General features: G+C 59.6%; 19 protein-coding genes. 13 read left to right on the forward strand and 6 right to left on the reverse strand.

All coding sequences use genetic code 11. The features are described from left to right. Positions 1-7: 7 nt before the first annotated feature. The gene (locus VK574_RS15435; RefSeq protein WP_472800752.1) at positions 8-3262 is read right to left on the reverse strand and encodes a BamA/OMP85 family outer membrane protein; all 3255 of its coding nucleotides are present in this window, start codon (positions 3260-3262) and stop codon (positions 8-10) included. A gap of 204 nt (positions 3263-3466) precedes the next feature. Between VK574_RS15435 and VK574_RS15440 the strand changes: the two genes are divergently transcribed. The 4 genes from VK574_RS15440 to lon all read left to right on the forward strand — a co-directional run bounded on the left by VK574_RS15440 (position 3467) and on the right by lon (position 7287). Beyond that, positions 3467-4162: an RNA polymerase sigma factor gene (locus VK574_RS15440; RefSeq protein WP_472800753.1), complete on the forward strand. Its 696-nt coding sequence runs from the start codon at positions 3467-3469 to the stop codon at positions 4160-4162. Next, on the forward strand, positions 4159-4413 hold the full coding sequence (locus tag VK574_RS15445) for a hypothetical protein (protein WP_472800754.1): 255 nt from the start codon (positions 4159-4161) through the stop codon (positions 4411-4413). Before VK574_RS15440 ends, VK574_RS15445 begins: the two co-directional genes overlap by 4 nt. Positions 4414-4576: 163 nt before the next feature. Next, a complete protein-coding gene (locus tag VK574_RS15450; RefSeq protein WP_472800755.1) occupies positions 4577-4801 on the forward strand; it encodes a hypothetical protein in 225 nt (74 codons plus the stop codon). A 53-nt stretch (positions 4802-4854) separates the two neighbouring features. After that, a complete protein-coding gene (gene lon / locus VK574_RS15455; RefSeq protein WP_472800756.1) occupies positions 4855-7287 on the forward strand; it encodes an endopeptidase La in 2433 nt (810 codons plus the stop codon). Positions 7288-7554: 267 nt separating this feature from the next. Here lon and VK574_RS15460 read toward each other — a convergent pair whose 3' ends face one another. Further along, a complete protein-coding gene (locus VK574_RS15460) occupies positions 7555-8370 on the reverse strand; it encodes a dienelactone hydrolase family protein (protein ID WP_472800757.1) in 816 nt (271 codons plus the stop codon). Between the two features lie 58 nt (positions 8371-8428). After that, complete coding sequence (locus VK574_RS15465) at positions 8429-8953, reverse strand: hypothetical protein (RefSeq protein WP_472800758.1); 525 nt, start codon at positions 8951-8953, stop codon at positions 8429-8431. A 270-nt stretch (positions 8954-9223) separates the two neighbouring features. Between VK574_RS15465 and VK574_RS15470 the strand changes: the two genes are divergently transcribed. From VK574_RS15470 to VK574_RS15480, 3 genes are all read left to right on the forward strand, one after another. Next, entirely contained in the window at positions 9224-9955 is a 732-nt protein-coding gene (locus VK574_RS15470; protein WP_472800759.1) for a molybdenum cofactor biosynthesis protein, read from the forward strand. A 154-nt stretch (positions 9956-10109) separates the two neighbouring features. Next, a complete protein-coding gene (locus VK574_RS15475) occupies positions 10110-11000 on the forward strand; it encodes a VWA domain-containing protein (protein WP_472800760.1) in 891 nt (296 codons plus the stop codon). Positions 11001-11282: 282 nt separating this feature from the next. Beyond that, entirely contained in the window at positions 11283-13820 is a 2538-nt protein-coding gene (locus tag VK574_RS15480; protein ID WP_472800761.1) for an ABC transporter permease, read from the forward strand. 13 nt (positions 13821-13833) lie between these two features. Here VK574_RS15480 and VK574_RS15485 read toward each other — a convergent pair whose 3' ends face one another. Continuing rightward, entirely contained in the window at positions 13834-14982 is a 1149-nt protein-coding gene (locus VK574_RS15485) for a glycosyl hydrolase (protein WP_472800762.1), read from the reverse strand. 160 nt (positions 14983-15142) lie between these two features. Between VK574_RS15485 and lpxD the strand changes: the two genes are divergently transcribed. From lpxD to VK574_RS15500, 3 genes are read left to right on the forward strand one after another with little or no spacing between them, the layout of a single operon-like run. Continuing rightward, the gene (gene lpxD, locus VK574_RS15490) at positions 15143-16195 is read left to right on the forward strand and encodes a UDP-3-O-(3-hydroxymyristoyl)glucosamine N-acyltransferase (RefSeq protein ID WP_472800763.1); all 1053 of its coding nucleotides are present in this window, start codon (positions 15143-15145) and stop codon (positions 16193-16195) included. Between the two features lie 23 nt (positions 16196-16218). Then, positions 16219-16575, forward strand: a complete 357-nt coding sequence (locus VK574_RS15495; RefSeq protein WP_472800764.1) for a bleomycin resistance protein — start codon at positions 16219-16221, stop codon at positions 16573-16575. Positions 16576-16611: 36 nt separating this feature from the next. Further along, positions 16612-17157: a hypothetical protein gene (locus tag VK574_RS15500; RefSeq protein ID WP_472800765.1), complete on the forward strand. Its 546-nt coding sequence runs from the start codon at positions 16612-16614 to the stop codon at positions 17155-17157. A gap of 157 nt (positions 17158-17314) precedes the next feature. Here VK574_RS15500 and VK574_RS15505 read toward each other — a convergent pair whose 3' ends face one another. Together VK574_RS15505 and VK574_RS15510 are read right to left on the reverse strand one after the other, a co-directional pair. Beyond that, the gene (locus VK574_RS15505; RefSeq protein WP_472800766.1) at positions 17315-17545 is read right to left on the reverse strand and encodes an exodeoxyribonuclease VII small subunit; all 231 of its coding nucleotides are present in this window, start codon (positions 17543-17545) and stop codon (positions 17315-17317) included. Between the two features lie 4 nt (positions 17546-17549). Next, positions 17550-19424: a bifunctional homocysteine S-methyltransferase/methylenetetrahydrofolate reductase gene (locus VK574_RS15510; RefSeq protein WP_472800767.1), complete on the reverse strand. Its 1875-nt coding sequence runs from the start codon at positions 19422-19424 to the stop codon at positions 17550-17552. Positions 19425-19697: 273 nt separating this feature from the next. Between VK574_RS15510 and VK574_RS15515 the strand changes: the two genes are divergently transcribed. From VK574_RS15515 to VK574_RS15525, 3 genes are all read left to right on the forward strand, one after another. After that, positions 19698-21194, forward strand: a complete 1497-nt coding sequence (locus tag VK574_RS15515) for a hypothetical protein (protein WP_472800768.1) — start codon at positions 19698-19700, stop codon at positions 21192-21194. Positions 21195-21200: 6 nt separating this feature from the next. Next, positions 21201-21938 (forward strand): bacillithiol biosynthesis deacetylase BshB1, encoded by a 738-nt coding sequence (gene bshB1 / locus VK574_RS15520; RefSeq protein ID WP_472800769.1) that lies wholly within the window; start codon positions 21201-21203, stop codon positions 21936-21938. A gap of 105 nt (positions 21939-22043) precedes the next feature. Then, a partial coding sequence (locus VK574_RS15525) for a class I SAM-dependent methyltransferase (RefSeq protein WP_472800770.1) occupies positions 22044-22549 on the forward strand: 506 nt, incomplete at its 3' end.

Raw genomic sequence — 22549 nt, forward strand, 5'->3', positions numbered from 1 at the left:
GTGGTCATCAGAAGGTCTGCCCCAGGCTGAAGAAGAAGTTGAAGTGCGCGGCCTCGCCCACATGCTGATTGAGGTAAATATCCGACTGCGAGTAATTCACGTTGATGGGATAGATGGGCGGATTCAGGTTGTAGCTGAAGTCAAGCCGGATCGGTCCGACCGGCGTATGGTAGCGCATGCCCAATCCCGCCGCATGCGAAAAATAGTCAAAGCTGCATTGCCCCCGCCGCCCCGTCGAAGTGGTCGGTCCCGTTGGGCTTGGGGGCGTCGGCGGATTGGTGCTATTGTCCGGAGGCGTGGTCACCTTGCATGCATCGCGATTCGGCTGCTGAATTCGGAGCGCACTTTCCCATGCATCTCCCGCATTCGTGAACACATTGCCCATGTCGTGAAAAATCACAAAGCTTACCGTATCGCCGAAGAAGGGAAGCACCGGCGGCGGCAGCCGCAGTTCAGTGCTGTTCACCAGTGCGCCGGCGCCGCCAATCGGAAATCCGGTTTCCGGATCGCGCGGCCCGGCAGCGTTAATGGGAAATCCGCGATGCGACGTGGGACCGCCGGCATACAGGCGCTCCGGCAGCGGAATCAGCGCATCGGAAGGCGATCCGTACGCCCGCTCCTGTCCGTACCTGGTATTGCGCGCCAGCACAAGCCGGCCCTTGTCAAATCCGTAGTAGCTCGAATTCGAGACATCGAGCCGGTTAAACTCTGCCTGCGCGCCGAATGTTTGATTGGAAAGAAAGTCCTGAAAGCTCGTGTAGGTTCCGCGGCGAGAATCGAGGGCCGAATCGCGCGTGTCGCGAATCCACGTGAGGCTCGGTCCGGCCACGCGCACCGCCGTCGATAGTGCCGAGATCTCGCTCGGACCCACCTGGAGACTCTCTGGCGCAACCTTCACGCGCCTGAAGTCGAATTCATACACAAACGTATTCGCTTTCGAAAACCACGATCCCGGTTGGCTGAAGTGCTCGGTCCAGCGCACTCCCGTCTCCAGCTTCGACGCAACGTATGTCGTCACGTTCTGGCTGCTCGCATAGCCGCCCGAAAACGTGAAGCCGAGATCGCGGTTGCCGAAAAAATGCGGATTCTGAAAAAGCAGGTTGATGTTCTGTTCGAGCAATCCATACGTGCCTTGAATCGACGCGGATTGTTCCCGACCGAAGAGATTATTGCGCGTGACAGCACCCAGCACGCGCGGGCTGATCCCCGTCTTTCCGTTCGGGCTGCAGGGTTGTCCAGTCGTTGCGATGCCGCGGCAATTATTTTGCGGCGTCCCGGTCTGCGCCTCGAATCCAAGACCGTAGGTCAGGGTCCAGCGCCGCGCCTCGGTTGTCTGAATCAGCACCGTCTTATACGGCTCTGAGCCCGCCGGATTCTCGATTGCCGTATTCACTTCATTGAACAACGCGAACTCGTAAAGATTCCGCTGCGTCTGTGCCAGCGCTGTCTGATTCAGCGGATCGCCCGGATGCAGCGTAATCGCCTTGGCCACGGTGTCGGGACGCGTATAGTGCAGGCCCGCTATCAGAACTTTGCGCACGAAAATCTGCTGACCCTCGTGGATCTGGAAGGTTACGTCCACCTTGGTCGGATCCTTGACCTCGGTCTGCTGTTCGACCTCGACCTGCGCCTGGTCGAATCCGCGGCTCAGGTAGTCGGTCAAGAGCGCATCCCGGTCACCGGCAAGATTCTGCGGCGAAAACAACTGGCCCGGTGCGGTATTCATCAGCGCGCGCAGCTTGTTCTGATCCGATTTCTCCACCCCATCCAGATTCAGCTCACCTACACGCTGCTGCTGCCCTTCATCGATGTGGTAGATGACCGAAAGCGGCTCAGTAGGGTTGCGCACCGATCCCTGCGCGACAGCGGTGATCTCCGCGCCACCGCTCACGATTTCCGGCGTGACCTTCACCTTGGAGAAACCGTTGCTCTGGTAAACCGCCTGCACCGCGCTCACGTCGGCCGTAACCAACGCCTGGCTGTAGGCGCCGTGCCGATCCAGATGATCGGCTGCATGCACAGTCAACAACGCTTCCAGCGTTGAAGCGTCGAAATAGTGATTGCCCTCCACCGAAACTTTGCTCACGCGTCTGCGCGCGCTCAGCGACACCTTATACGTGATGGTTACGGTCCCGCCTGCCGGATTCTGCTCGGTATGATCCACTTTCACGTCAAAATAGCCCAGCCGCTGGAAGTAGTCGCGCAGCCGCCGGTTGCCTTCGTTCAAAAGGTCCTCATCGACCGTACCCTCCTCGAAAACCGGAACCAGCCGCTTCAGCCGGTCGCCGCCGATTTTGGCTCCTTCCACGCTCACCTTGACCACCGGACCGCGGTTGGATGAAAACGTGAAATCCGATCGCGTCGTTGCCGGGATGTACACTTCCGCCTCCAGCTTGACGTCCGCCTCGAGCCGGTTTTCCTTCTGGTAGTGCTTCAGTATGCCGTTCAGTGCGCGGCTGCTCGTATCGTGGTCGATCTTTCTCCCCTGATCGAGACGTGCGTCATGACGGAACTGCGTCTCGGAGAGACCGGAGTCGCCTGAAACTTTAACCCCTCCCACACGCGCCTGTACTCCCGAGGTCACCGCGAACGCGATATCGACCAGCTGTTCGCTCCCATGCCGGGTCAGCGTATACGTGATCATCGGCTCGTTGAAGCCGTTGTCCGACAGCGCCTGGCGCATCCGGCCCATAGCCGCGTCCAGGCGCGCCTGCGTAAACCGCGTTCCGGCGTTGAGCCGGCTGGCCGCCTGCAATTGCGCATTGATCGTTGCGCCCTTGGCGCCATCCACGTTGACTGTTCCAATGAACTCCCGCGCGGCGCCCCGGAAGACAATCCTCACGCCATCGTCCAGCCTCGTCGCGTCCGCCTCAATCGTGCTGAACAGGCCCGTCTGAAACAGCGCACGCAGGCTGCCGGCGACGTTTTCGCGGTTGAGCGGAGCTCCTACTGCCTGCGGCAAATGTCCGGCCAGCGGCTGCAATCGATCTGCGGAAACTCCTTCAAAGGCAATCTCGCGGACGCGCAATCCCTGCCACTTTGCAATTGGGTCCGGTTCGCCGTCGTTGGCCACTAAACCGGCTGAACCATGCGAGTCAACAGTTTTGTCCTTCGATCGCTCCGCTGGAATCCCCGCGGAACCCGAACGGACCGCTTGTGGCCAGCAATTACTTGTCACCGCCATGAAAAGAAAAAGACAAGCCGGCAGCATTTTCCGCTTGAGTTCCGAGCCGAGCTGCCATGCCGGCAATGCCTTACGCACTATATCTCCCAGAATTTAGCCTTATAGACCCACACTGGGTCGTTTGGTTGCATCTAACCCAATAACTTGAGAGCCTTTCGGGTTCCTTCTTGCCGCAGCTCAAGCTTTTTCACTGCTGCACCTTATACTAACGAGGAAAGAAGCTTGGCGCAGCATCAGACGATTCTTGCCGCTATCGATATCCCTCCTCAAAAAAGGAAGCGCATGCCACGTTCCAGGTCTCAAAAGCAGACGCCGGAAGCTCCCGCGTCCGATTCCACTATGGAAAAGGAAAGTGCGGTTCAGGTTGGCGACCCTGCACCCGACACGATTCTCCCCGCTCCGCAACTCTCTCCCGACGCAGAAATCCTTGCCCGGGCGCAGGCCGGCGATCACCACGCTTTTGCCCACCTCTACTCGCTCCACAAGAGACGCATTTATTCTCTCTGCCTTCGCATGGTCGGCAATGTTGCCGAAGCTGAAGACCTTACCCAGGAAGCTTTCCTCCAGCTTCACCGCAAGATCGGAACCTTTCGCGGCGACTCCGCTTTCTCCACCTGGCTGCATCGTCTCTCGATCAATGTCGTGCTGATGCACCTGCGCAAAAAGGGACTGCCCCTCATGTCTCTCGATGAAGCCATGGAGCCCTCGTACGACGACGGTCCCGGTCGCAGCTTCGGCGCGCCCGACCTTTCGCTCACCGGTTCCATCGACCGCCTCGCCCTCGAACGCGCGGTCGCCGCTTTACCAGCCGGTTACCGCCTCATCTTTGTGCTTCACGATGTGGAGGGCTTTGAGCATAATGAGATAGCGGCCATGCTTGATTGTTCCGTTGGAAACAGCAAATCGCAACTCCACAAGGCCCGGCTCAAGTTGCGTGATGCGCTGCGTCTCTCGCTCCGGAAGGGAGACCGCCGATGACCACCGATCCCAGGAACATGGGCTGTCAGGAATTCCGCAATCAATTATCGGACCTCGTCGGTTCCGGGGCGGACGTCGAGAACCACCCCCACATCAAGGATTGCGATATCTGCCGCGAGTTATACGAGCAGCTCCGGACCATAGCGGAAGCTGCCAAGCAGTTGTTTCCCGATCAGGAACCGGAAGATCACCTGTGGGAGCGCATCGAAACCGCCATTAAAAAGGAAGATGGAATCACCGGAGCCAAATAATCCAGTCGCGCCGAACGCGAATGCGCATATACTGCGCTGGTCTCTGAAAACACGCCGCGCCACACGGCCTGAGCGGACATTCCGAGTTTCCAGGGAACGGCTTCTGCCGTCCCCTCAGCCGCTGACTTGACGCTGGGATTAAGCCCCTGAGGGATAGCCCACGATGGCCGAACTCGCTCTTCCTGCCAACCCCCGCTCATCCCTCCTCTTCCTCAAGCTCTTTTTTCTTCGCGATATCCCGCCCGTTTGCATTCAGCCTTTCTCCATTCCCGCCGATGAAGCAGTTGGACTGCACTTCCAGGTACTCCGGAACTCGAGCGGGGAGAACAACGTAAACCTCATCAACCGGCAGGGCATCCGAAGCAGTTCAGGAGTTGGTCTTTCTTGAAACTTTTAATGCTCTGTGTTGTCTAATAAGGAAAGTTGATAAGAGGACACTCAATGCCAAGTCAGCCTTCCATTTTGCCGCCGGAAAATCCCCAGAAAAGGTCAGTTTCTGGGCCCAAACGCATACCGATTCTGCCTGTTCGCGATACCGTCTTGTTCCCGCATGCTGTTCTGCCGCTAACGGTTGGCCGCGAGAGCTCCATCCAGTTGATCGAGTCCCTGGGGGAAGAGCGCTCCATTGTGGTCGCCGCCCAGCTCGATCCGCGCCTCGACGCGCCCAAGCCGACCGACCTGCACGAAGTAGGCACTTTAGCCACCGTGCACAAGGTTGTGCGCATGCCCAACCAGAGCCGCTTCGTCTTTACCGAAGGCGTTGAGCGCGTGCGCCTGATTCGCTACGTCCAGACCGAGCCGTTCATGATTGCTGAGGTCGAGACCGTTGAAGACATCGAGGCAGAAAACACGTCTTCAGTTGAGGCTCTGGTCCGCAATGTCGTTGGCCAGTTCCAGCAGATCGTCTCCGAATCGGCCACGCTCTCTGACGAACTTCGCACCATTGCCGGAAATATCGAGGACTCCAGTCGCCTGGTCGACTTTGTCGCCTCCTCGCTGCCGTTCCTCACAACCGACGACAAACAGGCGCTGCTTGAAACCGCCAGCGTTCCCGCTCGGCTCGATCTGCTTACGAAGCACCTTGCCAAGGAACTGGAAGTTCAGCAGCTACGCACCAAGATTCAGAGCGAAGTGCAGGACCAGGTCCAGCAGTCGCAGCGCGACTACTATCTGCGCGAGCAAATGAAGGCCATCCAGAAGGAGCTCGGCGAACAGGACGAGGGCCAGCGCGAAGTCGAAGACCTGCGCAAGAAGATTGAAGAAGCCGGCATGCCGGAGGACGTGAAAAAAGAGGCGATGAAGGAACTCTCGCGCCTCGGCCGCATGTCTCCCATGGCCGCCGACTACTCGCTCACACGCAACTACATCGAGTGGCTTGCAATTTTGCCATGGGCAAAGAGTTCCGGCTCCAAGATCGACATCAACAAGGCTCGCGAGATCCTCGATGAGGATCACTACGAGCTGAAAAAGGTGAAGGATCGCATTCTCGATTACCTGTCGGTGCTCGAACTCAAGCCCGATATGAAGGGGCCGATCCTCTGCTTCGTCGGACCTCCGGGCGTGGGCAAAACTTCGCTCGGCCGCTCCATCGCACGTGCGCTAGGACGCAAGTTCCAGCGTGTTTCCCTGGGCGGCATGCATGACGAAGCCGAAATTCGCGGGCACCGCCGCACTTACATTGGAGCTTTGCCGGGGCAGATCATTCAGAGCATCCGCCGCGCCGAAACCAACGATCCGGTGATCATGCTCGACGAGGTCGACAAGCTCGGACGCGATTTCCGCGGAGACCCCGCGTCGGCGCTGCTCGAGACGCTCGATCCGGAGCAGAACAACACGTTCCGCGATAACTACCTCGACGTGCCTTTCGATTTGTCGAAGGTGCTGTTCATCTGCACGGCGAACATGCTCGACACCGTGCCTCCGCCGCTGATCGACCGCATGGAGATCATTCCGCTCCAAGGCTACAGCGAAGAGGAGAAAGTGCACATCGCCGCGCGTTACCTTGTTCCGCGTCAGATCAAGGGAAATGGAATCACAGAGGAACAGATCGAATTCCCCGAGTCAGCTGTCCGCCATATCGTGCGCCACTACACGCGCGAAGCTGGGGTGCGCAAACTCGAGCAAGTCATCGGCACGGTGTGCCGTAAGGAAGCGCGCCGCGTCGTCGAAGGGAAGCTGGAAAAGCTTGTGGTCGACAAGGATGTGCTGAAGGAGTTTCTTGGTGGCATCCAGGTCCGGGTCGAAACCGAAGTCGCTGAGCGCGTCAAGCGTCCGGGTGTGGCCGTGGGTCTTGCGTGGACACCGGCCGGCGGTGACATTCTCTTCATCGAGGCCAACAAGATGAAGGGCAAAGGCGGCTTCACCATGACCGGCCAGATCGGCGAGGTGATGCAGGAGTCGATGCAGGCCGCGTTAACCTGGGTGCGTTCGAACTCGGCATTGCTCGGTCTGCCAGAGGACTTTAACAAGGACCTCGACCTGCACATTCACGTGCCCGCAGGCGCGATCCCCAAGGATGGTCCTTCAGCCGGCGTCACCATGGCGACGGTGCTTGCATCGCTGCTGACTGATATTCCGGTCCGTCCGCTTACCGCGATGACCGGCGAGATCACCCTCAGCGGAAACGTGCTCCCCGTAGGCGGCATCAAGGAGAAGTTTCTAGCCGCACGCCGAGCAGGGGTGGAAACCATCATCTTGCCAGCCGACAACCGCCAGGACGTCGAAGAAGACCTGACGCCCGAGATGATTGCCGGAGTTTCGATCCACTACGCCAGCCGCATTGAAGATGTACTGGCCGTGGCACTCCCTCTGCTGAAAGCCAAGCCCGAGGTCACCTCGATAGCCGCCGAACACGGCGCCTCCGCCGCAGCATAAGCCGCAGGGAAACTGCGATCGGCAGCAAAAACAGAAAGGCCGGCTAACCAGCCGGCCTTTTTCGTTGCTCACACACATGGGCGTGTCATGGCGCGGTGAAACTGGGTCATGGGTGGCACCCAGGATCGGTGGTTGGTTGAGAAAGAGCAACTGCAGGTTCCTCGGCTCCCTTTGGTCGCTCGGAATGACAAGCCGTAGTGTCGCAGCTCGGAATGAGACAAGCCAAAATGTCGTCGGCGGAATGGATGGGAAAGGTCGAACCTCGAATCACAGCCCCTTCAGCAGCTTCACGAGACGAGCAAACCCTTGCTCCCGCGCAGTCTTGTTTGCCGGATTCGTATCTGTCGGGTCCTCGCCCGCGCGCATGAATCCATGTCCGGCGCCGTCGTAGGTCACTGGCTCGTATGTCTTGCCAGCCGCCTTCATGGCCTCGGTCGTGGCCGGAATCGTGGCTCCGATCCGCGCATCGTTACCCGCATAGAAGCCATACACCGGGGCGGTAATCGAACTGACATCCGCGGGACCGGGTCCATAGAACACGAACGCGGCTGAAAGATCCTTGCGATGTGTGGCGAAGGCGAATGACTTTCCCCCGCCCCAGCAGAATCCCACCGTTACGACCTTGCCGTTCGCCGCAGGAATCTTCTTCCCATAGTCCGCAGCCGCATCCAGATCGGCCATCACCTGGTTTGCATCCAGTCCGGAAACGGCCTTGACGGATGCATCCCGATCGGGCATCGCGCTTGAACCGCCACCGTTGGGACCGAGGCCTGAAATCAAATCGGGAGCGACCACGATGAAGCCCTGTCCCGCAAGCTCATCGGCCATCTCCTTGGCCCAGTCGCTGAGCCCGAAAATCTCGTGAATCAGGACAACAACCGTCGCCTTGCTCTTCACCTCGGGATAGACCACAAACGCCTGCAGAGTGCGGTCGTCATGCTTGAGAGTCACATACTCATGGTGTCGCGGAGAAGCATCGAGCCGGGTCTTGGCCCAGTCCTGCGCATAGGTTGAAACGGCAGCAAGCGTCAACGCCAAAGCTGCGGCAGAAATTCTGGCAACGTGGGGAATCGGTCGCATCATGCGAAGGAGTCTAGCCGCGTCTATTAACTATTCGCAAGCTCTTCGTTCAGGTCAAGACCTAGCACTTCGGGTGCGGATTCTTGAAGACAACTTCGATCGGCATCCAGTCTGAAAGCCGCTTTATGTTCAGTTCGGCATCTCCGGGGCGGCTCGAAAGCGACGACCGCGCAAGCGCGACTGTGAGCTTAACTTTTCCGTGAATGCAATATGCATTCAGAAATGACGCCAGTCCCTTGTCCGCCGCATCCATATACTCCGCCGGAAGGGCACCCTCCACCGCAGGAACGTCAACTGGCCCCATGACCATCTGGTTCGAAACGGGCCCATCTTTCTTCACTCCGGACGTGTCGAATTGCACCACGAGCGTAGCTCGCTTCTCCAGCGCCTCAGGATTTGCCGAGTACTTGATGACAGGAATCGTGACGCCCGATGGATTCGGTTTTGCGGCCTGTGTCTCAAACGCGAGATGATACGCGGCCCCCGGCCATTTGGGCTTGGCGGGAACCTTGGCAGCATTGTTCCCCGTGTCGCACCCCGACAAAAATACCAATCCCGCCATCACCAGCATGACGCTTGTTTTCAAGTCATCCTCCTTGCACCTAAAACGACGCGCAAGGATAGCATCCCCGCGCAACCCGGGAATGTGACCGCCGTCAGTTGTTGGCATCCGATTCGCCCGGTGGTCCATTCCCGCCCGAGCCTCGTGTCAGAGACGCCTGGACGCCGCCCCTGCCAGCCATTTTCCCGCGCATCCCTCGGATCGCGGGATCGGAAGAGGCTCGTGCGATAAACGGCAAGCCCACCGCTCGCGCCTTCATACGTCTAATAACCCAGGCGGTATTCTTTCTCTATCATGCACGTACGCGTTCTCCCTTTCGGAATTCTCAAGGAGTCTCTCGGTTCCGACCCCTTCGCCCTGGAACTGCCCCGCGGAGCGACCGTCGCCAACCTCCTCGCCCGGCTCGGTGTCCAGGCCCCCGCCGTTGAAACCCTCGGCATCGCCGTCAGCGTCAACGCCGAATACGCCGAGCGCCGCCAGGTGCTACGCGAGAATGATGAAGTCGGCCTGCTTCCACCCGTCTCCGGCGGAATCCTCTCGAACGAACCTGCGAAAACCGAAGATTGCGTGCTGATCCGGCTTGTTCGCGAACCGATCCAGGCTGAAACCCTTGTTGCCGCCGCCAAGCAAGGCGAAGACGGCGCAGTTATTGTCTTCGATGGCATCGTCCGCAACAACTCCCGCGGCCGCCAGACCCTCTACCTCGACTACGAGGCTTACGAAGAGATGGCCACGAAGCAGATGAACGAGTTGGCGCGCGAAGCGATCGCCCGCCTCGGCGTGCGCAACGTCGCCATCATCCACCGCTTGGGCCGCCTGCAGGTCGGGGAAACCAGCGTGCTCATCATCGTTGCTTCAGCCCATCGCCGCCAGGCCTTCGAAGCCAGCCGATGGCTCATCGACACGCTCAAAAAAACCGTGCCAATCTGGAAAAAGGAAACCTTCGTTGACGGCGCAGTCTGGGCCGATGGCGAACCCTTTCCGCCGGGCTACGCCGTGGAGGGTACCGATGGCCCTGCGGCCTGAGTGCACGCGGAAATTCGCCTTTGAAAGGGCACGACTTCAGTCGTGCCGATATGCTCGTCCGATCGTTCGGGCTTTAGCCCCTGCGGGACGGCCTTCCGTAGCATCTCGACCTCTGCCGCACCGATTTACGCTCATATCCAAGATTCCACTCTTATTGCTTTTCGCGCTAGGCCTCGGTCTCCGCCTCGCCGCGCAGGAAGACAAGCCCCTCCGTCTCGACGTCAAACTGGTCAGCCTATTCGTCAACGTGACAGACAAGACCGGCGCCATCGTCGGCGGCCTGACAAAGGAAGATTTCAAGATCACCGAGGACAGCCGCCCCCAGAATATCGCCGTCTTCGAACGCCAGTCCGAAATGCCGCTCAACCTCACGCTGGCCATCGACACCAGCTCCAGCACCTATAAGGACCGCTCGATCGAGCAGCAGGCCGCGAAGAAGTTTGTGCACGCTCTCTTGCGCTCGCAGGACCAGATGAGCGTAATCGAATTCGATACCTTTGTGACCGAACTCGCCGACTTCACCAACAAGGTTTCGCTCATCGATCATGGCCTCGACCGGATGCGCGGCGAGGGCGGCACCGCGCTGTATGACGCAATCTACCTCGGGTCCAAGTCTCTCGGCAAAAAGGATGGCCGCAAAGTCCTGGTCCTCGTCACCGATGGCGGCGACACGGTGAAAGGCTCAACCTACAACGAGGCCCTCGAAATGGCGCTGCGCGACGAGGTCATGATCTACTCCATCATCGACGTGCCCATTGAGGCCAGCGCCGGCCGCGATCTTGGCGGCGAGCACGCCCTCATCCAGCTTTCTGAAGACACGGGTGGCAAGCACTTCTACGTCGATGCCGGCGGACTCGACAAGGCCTTCGCCCGCGTCAGTGACGACCTCCGCACGCAATACATGATCGGCTACTACCCGCACAACCAGGAGCCCGGAAGGGCATTCCATCGCATTGACGTCACCGTTCCCCGCGCCGCCACTGAGTCCTTCAACATCCGCCACAAAACCGGCTACTACGCCGAACCGCGAAAAACCAGAGATTAACCCCGTCCTCGATTCAATCCCAAAAACGTCAATTGTCATTCCGAACGATTTGTCTTCTACGTTGTCATTCCGAACGAAGCCGAGGAATCTGCGGCTGCTTTTCCTTGTGCCTCGATCCGCACAACCGAGGGGCCGATTCCACCGTTCAAATTCGAACACTCCGTCCCGTTTTTGAACGCTCACCCCCTTCAACCCCTGATAGACTCCGGTATCAACGGGGGCGCATCCTGGCCTCAAACGTGCTTGTTCCATCGCACATCGCCGTGTGCCCGGAGGTATTCGATGACGGTTTTTCTCCAGGATCTGGTCTACGCGTTTCGCCAGGTGCGCAAGACGCCCGGCTTTACCACCACCGTCATTCTCACGCTTGCCCTCGGCATCGGCGCCAACGCCGCGATCTTCACCCTGGTTAACGCAGTCCTGTTGCGCAACCTGCCCGTCGTCGACCCCAAAACCCTGATCCGCGTGGGCGATACCGACGACTGCTGCGTCAACTCCGGTTGGAACGACAAGGGCGACTACTCGCTCTTCTCCACCGATTCCTATCTCCTAATGAAGAAGAATGTCCCCGAATTCCAGGAATTGGCCGCGATGGAAGCCGGTTTCGATTACCGGCCGCTCACTGCTCGGCACGAAGACCCCCAGAGCGTCGCAAAATCGATCATGGGCGAGTTCGTCTCCGGCAATTACTTCCGCACCTTCGGCCTTCAGCCGGCCGCGGGCCGCTTCTTCACCGACGGCGACGACACCAAGGGCGCCGCGTTCACCGCCGTCATGAGCTACGACACCTGGGCACACGATTATGCCGCCGACCCCTCCATCATCGGCACCACGTTTCGCGTCAACACCCAGCCCGTCACCATCATCGGCGTAGCGCCCAAGGGTTACTATGGCGATCGGCTTACGAGCACGCCGCCCAACTTCTATCTGCCTATCGAGTCCATGGCCGTCATCGCCAACGTCCCCTATCTCCACGATCCCGAGACTGAATGGGTCTACGTGATTGGCCGCGTCAAGCCGGGTGTCTCGCTTCCAGCCGTGCAATCCAAAATCAGCACCCTGCTTCGTCAGGAATTCTCCACCTTCAAGATGTTCTCGGACGCACGCGGCAAGACGTTCCTTGACCGCACCCATGTCGTCCTGATTCCGGGCGGCGCCGGAATCCAGCAACTGCAGGACAACGCCAAGTCGCAACTCCACCTCCTTAGCTGGATCGCCGCTCTGGTGTTGCTCGTCGCCTGCGCCAACATTGCCAATCTCCAGCTAGTGCGCAGCATGGGCCGCCGCTCCGAGATGTGCGTGCGCACAGCCTTGGGAGCGCAGCGTAGCCGCATCATCCGCCAGCTTCTTACCGAAAGCATCCTCCTCGCCGGACTCGGAGGCATTGCCGGCCTCGCTGTCGCGTATGCGGGAGCGCACATGCTGCTGGCGATGGCCTTTCCCGGTGCGCAGAATGTGCCCATCGATGCGACTCCTTCGCTTCTCGTCATCCTCTTTGCGTTTGGGCTTTCGCTCCTCACCGGCATCCTCTTCGGCGTAGCGCCCGCGTGGATCGCGGCCCAGGCACAGCCGGCCGATGCACTTCGCTCTGGCACGCGTACCACGGCCGGCGGAGCCTCTCTGTTGCAGCGTTCGCTTGTCATTCTGCAGGCGTCACTCTCGCTGGTTCTGCTTGTCGGCGCCGGCCTGTTTGCGCAGAGTCTCAATAAACTCGAAAGCTCCGACATGCACCTCGACTCGAAGAACCGCTACATCATCCACTTCAATCCACAGGCCGCGGGATATGCCACTACCCAGGTGGAAGCGCTCTATCGCACTATCGAGGACCATTTCCATGCGTTGCCCGGTGTGGTTAAAGTCGGCATCTCAACCTATACCCCCATGGAAGACAACAACTGGAGCAATAGCGTGCAGATTCAGGGCGAGCCCGATCCCAACAAGGGTGCTTCATGGGTGAAAGGCAACGCCGACTACTTCGATTCTGTCGGCACTCACGTTCTGATGGGTCGCGGATTCAAGCCGCAGGATCTGCTGGCAGCGCCGCCCATTGCAGTCGTCAACCAGCAATTCGTAAAGACCTTTTTCAAGCCCGGCCAGAATCCCATTGGCCATCGCGTGGGTTCGCCCGGTCCAGAAGGCCAGGGCAAATATGAGATCGTCGGCGTCGTCGAAGACACCACCTACACTGCGGTGCAGTGGAAAGACCACGCCATGTATTTCGTTCCCATCACCCAGCGCCCCGCCAACACTAAAACGCCGATCTCCGAAGACATAGGGCTCTACGCCGGCGCCATCATCCTCCAGACCAGCCGTCCCATGAACGACATGGAAAAGCTCGCGCAGCGCACGCTCTCGGGCATCAATCCCAACCTCACCATCGTCAAGTTTCAGACATTCGATCAGCAGATTGCAGACCGCTTCAACGACGGCCGCATGATCGCGCAACTAACGTCACTTTTCGGCGCACTTGCCCTGCTGCTCGCCACCATCGGCCTCTATGGCGTCACCTCGTACACGGTTGTCCGACGCACACCGGAGATCGGCATCCGCATGGCGCTCGGCGCCGAACGCATTCGCGTCGTCGGCATGGTGATGCGCGGAGCCATGCTGCAGGCGGTGATCCGGCTCGCGATCGGCGCTCCGATCGCCATCCTCTGCGTCCGCTACATCAAATCCCAACTCTACGAAATCACCCGCGTCGATACGGGCGTCCTGGTGGGAGCCATCTGCATCCTGACTGTGGCGGCAGCCGTGGCCGGCATGATCCCCGCCCGCCGCGCTGCCTCCATCAACCCGGTGAAGGCGCTGCGCGTGGAATAACACATCTGCGACTTCAATGCCGCTCATCCAGCCTTCCGATGCGGCCGTGCGGACCGACAACGAAGGGGAGGGAAAGCGCGTTCCAGTTGCGGTCGGCGTCGGGGGGGTCGTGCAACGCGGGATCGGGATGGAGGGCGTGCCAGTTCTTGCCGTCGTCGGTGGAGATGTCGGTGCCGTTGGGGCCGACGGTGATCCAGGTTTTGGTGGCGGGGTCGTAGGCCACGGCGGAGCGGTAGCCGTGGGGCGGGGTGATCGCAGCAGTCCAGTGCTGGCCACCATCCACGCTGAATGCGGCGATTTGTGTGCCCAGATCGGGATGGTCGTATACACCTCCGACCGCGATGACAGTGGCTGTCGGGGCACCACTCTTTGTGGTCGTTGCTTTGGCGGCGAGCGAGAAGATACCGGATGCCGGCGTGCCACTGGCTACGGGCACCTCACTGCTATTCCAAACCACCCCACAGTCAGAGAGCGCGGGTCCGTTTGGATGCCCGGGCGGCGGGGAACACCTTGTGCTTGTCCAGTACGCGTGGGCATGTTCGGAGCCCCCAGCTCCGAAGAGCAAAAAAGGACCGTAGCTAGTGAAACTTGAATTGCTGGCCGCGAATGCTCCTTCGTTCGCATGTGCGTCGCGTCCTTTGTCTCCCGCAGCAAACCATGTGTCTCCGTAGTCATCGCTGAGGAAAAGCGCAAACGCATTTTTGACCGGATCGCCAAGAACGTAGAGCTTGCCATCTGGCGCGAAGTGGACAGAATCGAAAAAGCCAGTTTCGTCGGGATTGGTGAACACGAGTTTCCAGGTGTGGCAACCGTCGGTGGTTCTGTAGAGGCGGGATTGGTCGCCAGGGCCGGAGGACATGACGATGGCAGTGTTGGCATTGAAGGATTCGATGCCGCGGAAGTCGAGTTTCTCGGCGTCGGGGGGCATGGAGCAGGACTGCCAGACGTAGCCGCCGTCTTCGGTGCGGAGGACGGTGCCGTTGGTGCCGGAGGCCCAGGCGACTCCGTTGCCGACGTTGTGGATGCCTCGCAGGTCGGCGGTGGTGTTGGAGGTCTGGAGGGTGAACTGGGCGTGGGATGAGGAGGCTGCAAGGAATGCGAGGAGGATGAGGGCCGGGCGCATGGGAACAGTGTAGTGTGAGGGGCGGAAAACTCCACGCATGCTGTAGGCTCTTGGAATTCCCCGGTCTCAAAAGCGAGACCGGGGGCACCCAGCTCTTAGTCATCCCAGATCAATTCGCAAACAGGTGCGGCGTGGTTACATAACCAAATGGGGATGGCGCGGCCAGCCCCCGGCGCTACTCTTTCAATGGAGCAATTCCATGACATTGCAGGAACTGATTGAAGAGCTGGGTGGAAACCTGGTGCAAGGCGATCCGGAGTGGATGGTCGATGGCGTCAACGCACCCGAAAAGGCCAGCGCCTTCGATCTCGCATTTGCCGACTCGGATGCTGCAGTCACCACGGCGCTCGCGAGCAATGCGGGCGTCGTGGTGTTGAAGCCCGGCGCCATCACGCAGTATCCGCGCGGCAAATGCATCATCGAATCCGATCAGCCGAAGCTCTGGTTCGCGAAGGCAGCGAAGCTCGTAACGAAGCACATCCACATTGCGGGCATCGCGCACTCCGCCGTCGTCGCACCGGATACGAAGGTTGATCCCGGTGTGGTGGTCGGTCCCTGCGCCGTGATCGGCTCACACGTAAGCATCGGCAACGGCACACTCATCGACGCCGGAGTGGTCCTCGGCGAGGGCGTGAGAATTGGCGAACTCTGCCACATTCATCCCCGCGTCGTTATCTATCCCGGCACAACCATCGGCAATCGCGTGGTGGTGCATGCGGGCGCGGTGCTCGGCGCCGACGGCTTTGGGTATGTCCGCGACGCGCTGACGGGAGAGCACACGCAGTTTCCCCAGCAGGGAACACTCACCATTGAAGACGATGTTGAAATTGGCGCCAACTCCACCATCGATCGGGGAGCGCTTGAGGCGACGCGCATTCGCCGTGGAGTCAAGATTGACAACCTCGTCCACATCGGCCACAACTGCGACATCGGCGAGAACGTCATCCTGGTGGCACTTACCGGCATTTCGGGCTCGTGCACGGTGGGCAAAGGCGCCGTGCTGGCGGGGCAGGTGGGCATGGGCGACCATGCGCACGTCGGTCCCGGCGTGATTCTGGGCGGTCAGTCCGGCGTCTTCAGTGGTAAAACCATCTCCAACGAGGGACACCGGCCGGGGACTGTGATGTTCGGGACTCCCGCGCGACCGTTGAAGCAGGTGTTGCGCGAACAAGCAACGCTTTCGAAACTTGCGAAGGCGGCAAGACCTGGCGAAAGAGACAAAACACCCGAAGGCGGCGAAGGGCCTGGGTAGAAAATCAGCGAAAGAGGAGTGAGATGATTCGACGCGCAATTCCCCTGTTACACATGTCCAGCGCGGCCGAGGCGATTGAGTTTTATTGTCAGGGCCTGGGATTTCAACTCGAGTTTGAGCATCGTCCTGAGGGCGTGACAACGGACCCGTGTTACATGGGCATCTCGCGCGACGGGGTTTGGCTTCACCTTTCGTCCTTTAGTGGCGACGGCGTTGCCGGAGGCGTCGCCAACCTCATCGTCGACGACGTCGACAAGTTCCACAAGGAGTTCACCGCCAGGCGCGTACCCATCGTTGTTCCTCCGGTCGATCAGACATGGGGCGGCCGCGAAATGTATGTCAAAGATGCCGATGGAAACAGCCTGCGTTTCATCGCCTGACGCAACTGAATTTCAAATTCTCCGAATGGAAGAACCGTGGCCATCCTCGTCGTCGGCGGCAGCACAAAGGATATCGGCAAGACGGCGCTCGTGTGCGCGATCATTGCGGCGCTCCGGGAATTCGATTGGACTGCTGTAAAGATTTCCGGCCACGACTACGCGCCGGAAGGCTCCGCACAAATCCGCGAAGAGAAGATATGGGAAGAGACCGAGGGCGGCACCGAGACGGACACCGCACGCTATCTGGCCGCCGGCGCGCGACGCGCGTTGCTCGTAATGCGAAGCGGGGCGGAGGTTCCGGTCGAGGGAATTCGGCGTGCTATTGGAGCCGACCGCAACGTGATCTACGAGTCGAACCGGATCGTGGACGTAATCAAGCCGGACGTATGTCTGGCATTGTTGGCGGAGGACGCGAACAAGAAGGCAAGTTTCGAGCGTCTGCTGCGCGTGGCCGATGCGGTGGTAAGCGTGGGCGGCGTGGCCGAAGAGGCGCCGATGGATATTCGCCGTTTCCGGTTGAAGTCTGCCGACCAGTTGTCGCCGGATATGGTGAAGTGGTTGCGGGAACGGCTGAGGATCTAAAAAAGACAACTGCAGGTTCCTCCGCTCCCCTTCACGACGTTCAGGGTCGGTCGGAATGACAGAGATTGGTTGTCTTCGATCGTGACTGTCGATGACAGAAGTTGGCTGGCGTCGGTCGCGACTGGGCTGGTCTCAGCCGCCGCTCGCAAAGAAGTGACTACTTGGGCGCCTTGTCTGTTGGGAAGGGCTCGGTCTTGAGCGAGCCATCGCGCTGCTTGATGAGGATCTGCACCTTGCCTTCGGCGGTGTCGAGGTCCTTTTTGCAGGCTGCGGAGAGACCTACTCCCTCCTCGAAGAGCTTGATTGAGTCTTCGAGGGTCAAGTCTCCTTTTTCGAGTTGATCAACGATGGTTTCAAGCTTCTTGAGCGAATCTTCAAACGATGGCATGGCATTACTCCGTGACTGATGCGCTCTGGGGCAGGACGCTGGCGATAACTTCGGCGGCGGCGATGTAGCGGCCGAAGGGGGCGCTGACCTGTACGCCCTGGACCATGGGGCGCACGGCTTCGAGCATCTCCTGGGCAATGAGGATGCCTTCCTTGCGGGCGGCGTCCGGTGTGGTGACCTGGGCCATGCGCAGCATGATCTCTTCCGGCATGGAGACGCGCAGGTCGTTCTTCATGAACTCCGCGTTGCGCAGACTGGTCAGAGGCCAGATTCCGGCGATGACCGGGATGCGGAACGACTCGATGCGGTTGAGAAACTCTTCGAGCAGGCGCAGGTCGAAGACAGGCTGCGTGATGGCGTATTCCGCTCCGGCCTCAACCTTGTAGGCGAAGCGGCGCAGTTCGTGCTCGATATCCGGCACGCCGGGATTGGCCGCAACGCCGATGGTGAAGTTGGTGGACGCCGCAATGGAATTGGAGCCGATGTCGAGGCCGTGATTGAGACGCCGCACAATATTGACGAGTCCAATGGCATCGACATCAAAGACCGCCGTTGCGTCGGGGTAGTTGCCGAGCTTGGGTGGGTCGCCGGTGAGACAGAGGATATTTTTCAGGCCGATCGACGAAGCGCCGAGCAAGTCGGATTGGATGCTGAGCACGTTCCGGTCGCGGCAGGTGTAATGCAGAATCGTTTCGATGCCGGTTTGCTGCTGAATCTGGATGCAGAGGCTCTGGGCGCTCATGCGCGCGGAGGCACGGGGCGAGTCGGGGACGTTGATGGCGTGGACGCCGAGCTGGGCAAGCAGCCGCGCGCCTTCAATCTCCTTGCTGCAGTCAATGCCCTTGGGCGGGACGATTTCTACGAGCGTGACGAATCCGCCTTGTTCAATGAGCGAGCCGATTTGGGAACGCTGGCCAAGGGGTGCGGGTGGCGTTTCGGTCGAAATCTCAGCGTGCTTGCCACCATCGGCTACGCGGGCTTGCGCGTCGATGGCGCGCATGGCCGAACGCATCGCGCGGATATGGTTGGGCGTGGTGCCGCAGCAGCCACCGACAATCTGAGCGCCAGCGGCGATGGCCTTGCGGGCGAAGCTGGCCATGTATTCCGGCGAGCAGAGATAGATGTTGCGGCCCTCAATGGCGCGGGGCATGCCGGCGTTAGGCATCGCGGCGAGGGGCAGCGTGGTAGCGCTGCGCATGGCCTCGATTGCGGTGAGAACGGTGGAAGGCCCGGTGGAGCAATTGACTCCAATGGCATCTGCACCCCACTCCGTCAGCAGCGCGGCAGCCTGCTGCGGCGATGATCCGTCGAGGCAATTGCTTTCGTCGTCCACTGTAACCATTACGAGAACAGGCAAATCGGGCGCGGTTTCTTCGGCGGCAAGCAACGCCTCTCGCGCCTCGTTCAGTGCGGGCATTGTCTCAATGATGAGCAGGTCGACGCCGGCATCCGCGAGGGCGCGAATCTGCTCAGCGAATGCGGCGCGCGCCTCATCAAGCCCGATTTTGCCCAGTGGCTCGAGTCGGACGCCGAGCGGCCCTATCGACCCGGCCACGTATGCCGTACCCGCCTGCTTTTCCAGCAGGTGATCAACGGCCTGGCGGGCCACCTTGACTCCCGCCGCATTGATCTCGGCAACCTTCGAGGCCAGGCCATGCCGGGTGAGGCGAAAGCGGTTGGCTCCAAAGGTGTTTGTTTCCAGAATTTCGGCGCCGGCCTGCAGGTATTCCTCGTGGATCGAAAGGATAAGGTTGGGATCGGAAAGGTTCAGCTCGTCATAGCAGCGGTTGATGAAGATCCCGCGCGCATAGAGGACCGTACCCATGGCGCCGTCGGCGAGCACGGGGCGGTTTGAGAAGATATCGGCAAACTGGGCCATTCTCTTGTCATGCTATCGCAAGCCTCCCGGACTGTACCTGATTGTGCGGCGAATGGGGACCTGAGCGGTCCCGAGTGCGCATGCGGCGCATTAAGTCGAGCGAGCGGGTTGCTTTGTTATACTTCGAGAGTCAAAAGCTATGCAGAACCAGTCCAGGATCAGCCAGTTCGGACGGGTCGGTTCTGCGGCAATCGCCATTCATTTTGTCCAAGTTGCGGCAACCGCGGTGCAACCTTTCTCGGTCTGTCCGCTCCGGTTTTGAGGGAATCGATTTTGAAGAAAAGAAGTCTTTGGTATAGCGCCGCCGGATCCCTGGTAGCGGCAATTGTGTTGGCAGGATGTGGGTCCACGACATTCTTTGCAGGAAGAACGCTGCCCCCCAGCGGCCTAACGAACCGCGTTCTGATTGCCATACAGAACCCGAGTATCGCCTCAACCGGTTCGCTGATCTTTGTGGATGCGTTTTACGATATTCGCTTCAGCTTTAACCAGAAGATTGGTGGATTCAGTATCACAGGATATTCGGGACAGTTACCGGTCACGATCCAGAATATGCCGGAGGAGCAAATCGGGGCGGTATACGGCGCCGGTGACGGTTCACTGCACACCGTGAACTATCAAAAAGAGTCGGATAACGGTGCTCAAAAGGGTTTGAACGGCGCTTCGTCGAGTATCTTCATCACGCGTAACCTGAACTACATTTTCGCGGCAAACCAGCAGGCAACGGTACTAACGACAATCGACAATACCAACGGCGGTTCATACGCGTTGAGCCTGCCGGGTGTTTACCGGGTCAGCGTCAATCCCGGCGGATCCGCGGCAATGGTGTTTGTGCAGAATTCCGATTATGCCTATTATGCGCGCAAGTTGACGGCCAACGAGACGCTCGCTTATTCCGGCGGGTCGAGCACCTGGCCGAAGGCTGCGATGGATTGCGAGCCGCAGAATTCTCCGGGGTGGTGCCTCTTCCAGATGCAGAGCCCGGATAATGTAGACGCAACGGGCAATGCCTATGGTGCGCCGCTCGTCTTCGATCGACCAGTCAAGGCAGTCTTTTCGGCCGATGGCAATACGGCATACGTGTTGAATTGCGGCGCCGAGTGCGGCGGCTCGACTTCTTCAATCACCGAGGTGCCGGTCGCTCCGTTGATCTTCCTCTCCGGGCAGCATTCAGGGAGCTTGCCGACCAACAATGCGCTTCACGCCAACTGTGCCAGCACGCCGAACGTAAGTTCTTGCACGCTGGCGATTCCCGGCGGATCGAGCAACGCGCTTGTATCGACGACGACGATGTATGTCGCTGGTCAGCAATTGCAGCCGGATGGATTGTTCACCGGAAATCTCACGCTGGTAAACCTGGCGCAAACGACTTCCAGCACCATCTCGGCTTCGTCATCTGTTTCGATCAGCGACGGTGCACCGGGATCGCCGAGCCGCATGGTGATTGCTGACGACAACACACTGTGGATCGGGATGACCAAGTGCAACAACGGCGAGCGATTCAAGACGGGTCAGCCGTACGGTTGCCTGACGATGTACAACACAACCACCAACTCAGTAACAATGCTGGAGCCGTACCTCGGCGATCTGGACGGCATCGCGGCCGTGACCGGGTTGCATAAGGTGTACGTTGCGCAGGGTGGGCAGGTTTATATCTTCCACACCACCGATGGGTCGTCGATCAATAACCAGTACGTGTCGGTGACGGGAACCGCGTCGGATGTTGCGTTCATGGACGCGCATACCGACGGCGACAACACTGTCTACTAGCTAGCCATGCTTGCAACTGAAGAATCCAATGCCCAGCGAGCGGATGTACTGGCGATTGCCGCGCACCGCGACGACGTGGAACAGACTTGTGGGGGGACGCTGCTGCGCATGGCGGCCCGTGGACTGCGGACTGCGATTCTTGATCTGACAAGGGGCGAGGCTGGTACGCGCGGAACCGCGGAAGATCGCGCGCAGGAAGCATCTGAGGCGGCCCGCCTGCTGGGTGTGAGTTGGCGCGAGGCGCTGGATCTGCCTGACGGGGCAATCGAGAACACTCTGGAAAATCGGAAGAAGATTGTGCGGATGGTGCGCGAGGTGCGGCCAAGGGTTGTCATCCTGCCCTATTGGCAAGCGCGTCACCCTGACCACGCAATCGTTGCAACGCTCGGATACGAGGCATGTTTCCTGTCGGGTCTCGCGAAAGTCGAGACTGGAACGGCTCCGCATCGGCCGTTCAAGATTGTCTACGCGAGTTTGTATGCGGATGTGCGACCCAGCTTTATCGTCGACATCACGCCGTTCATCGAACAGAGGCATGCAGCGTTGATGGCCTACAAGTCGCAATACACAAACCAGGATGCGGGGGGCAATCTGTTTGTGCCGGAAGAAGAGATCAGGGAGCGCACCTTTGCCGAAGCGCGGCACTATGGTTTGCTGGCAGGTGTGAAATACGGAGAGCCATTCGTGCAGAAGGAAGTTGGCCTGGTCGACGACCTGACTCTTCTATCCGTGCAATCGATCTAGGCATCGCTTAGCGGTTCGATGTCCATTAGTATTTCTTATTCAAACCCAAAAGATTATAACTTTGCGTTATGGTCTGCGCTTCGCCGAAACTAAGGGCGGAGGTTGATGATGATGCAGACTTGGGACCCGCAGGCCTACGAACGGAACGGCGCATTTGTGCACGGACTTGCCAGCGGGGTGCTGGAGTGGCTGAACGCGCAGATGGGGGAATTCATTCTCGACCTGGGATGCGGCGATGGGCAACTGACGCAGCGGGTGGCGGCCACGGGCGCTCACGTGCTGGGTGTGGATGCTTCGCAGGAGATGATTGCGGCGGCGCGGGAGCGGGGAATTGAAGCGGAGCAGTCGAACGCCGAATTGTTGCCGTTTCATGATGGAACGTTTGATGCGGTTTTTTCGAATGCAGTGCTGCACTGGGTGCGCGACCAGGATGCAATGCTGTCGCAGGTACATCGCGTGTTGAAGCCGGGCGGCCGCTTTGTTGCCGAGATGGGCGGGCATGGGAACATTGCTGCGATTCACGTAGCGCTGAAAGCTGTGCTGGAGCGGCGCGGATATGGGGATCGAGAGGATGGCATCAATTACTATCCGACGGTGGAGCGCTATACCGA

This window comes from Occallatibacter sp. (assembly GCF_035317045.1).
GTDB lineage: Bacteria > Acidobacteriota > Terriglobia > Terriglobales > Acidobacteriaceae > Telmatobacter.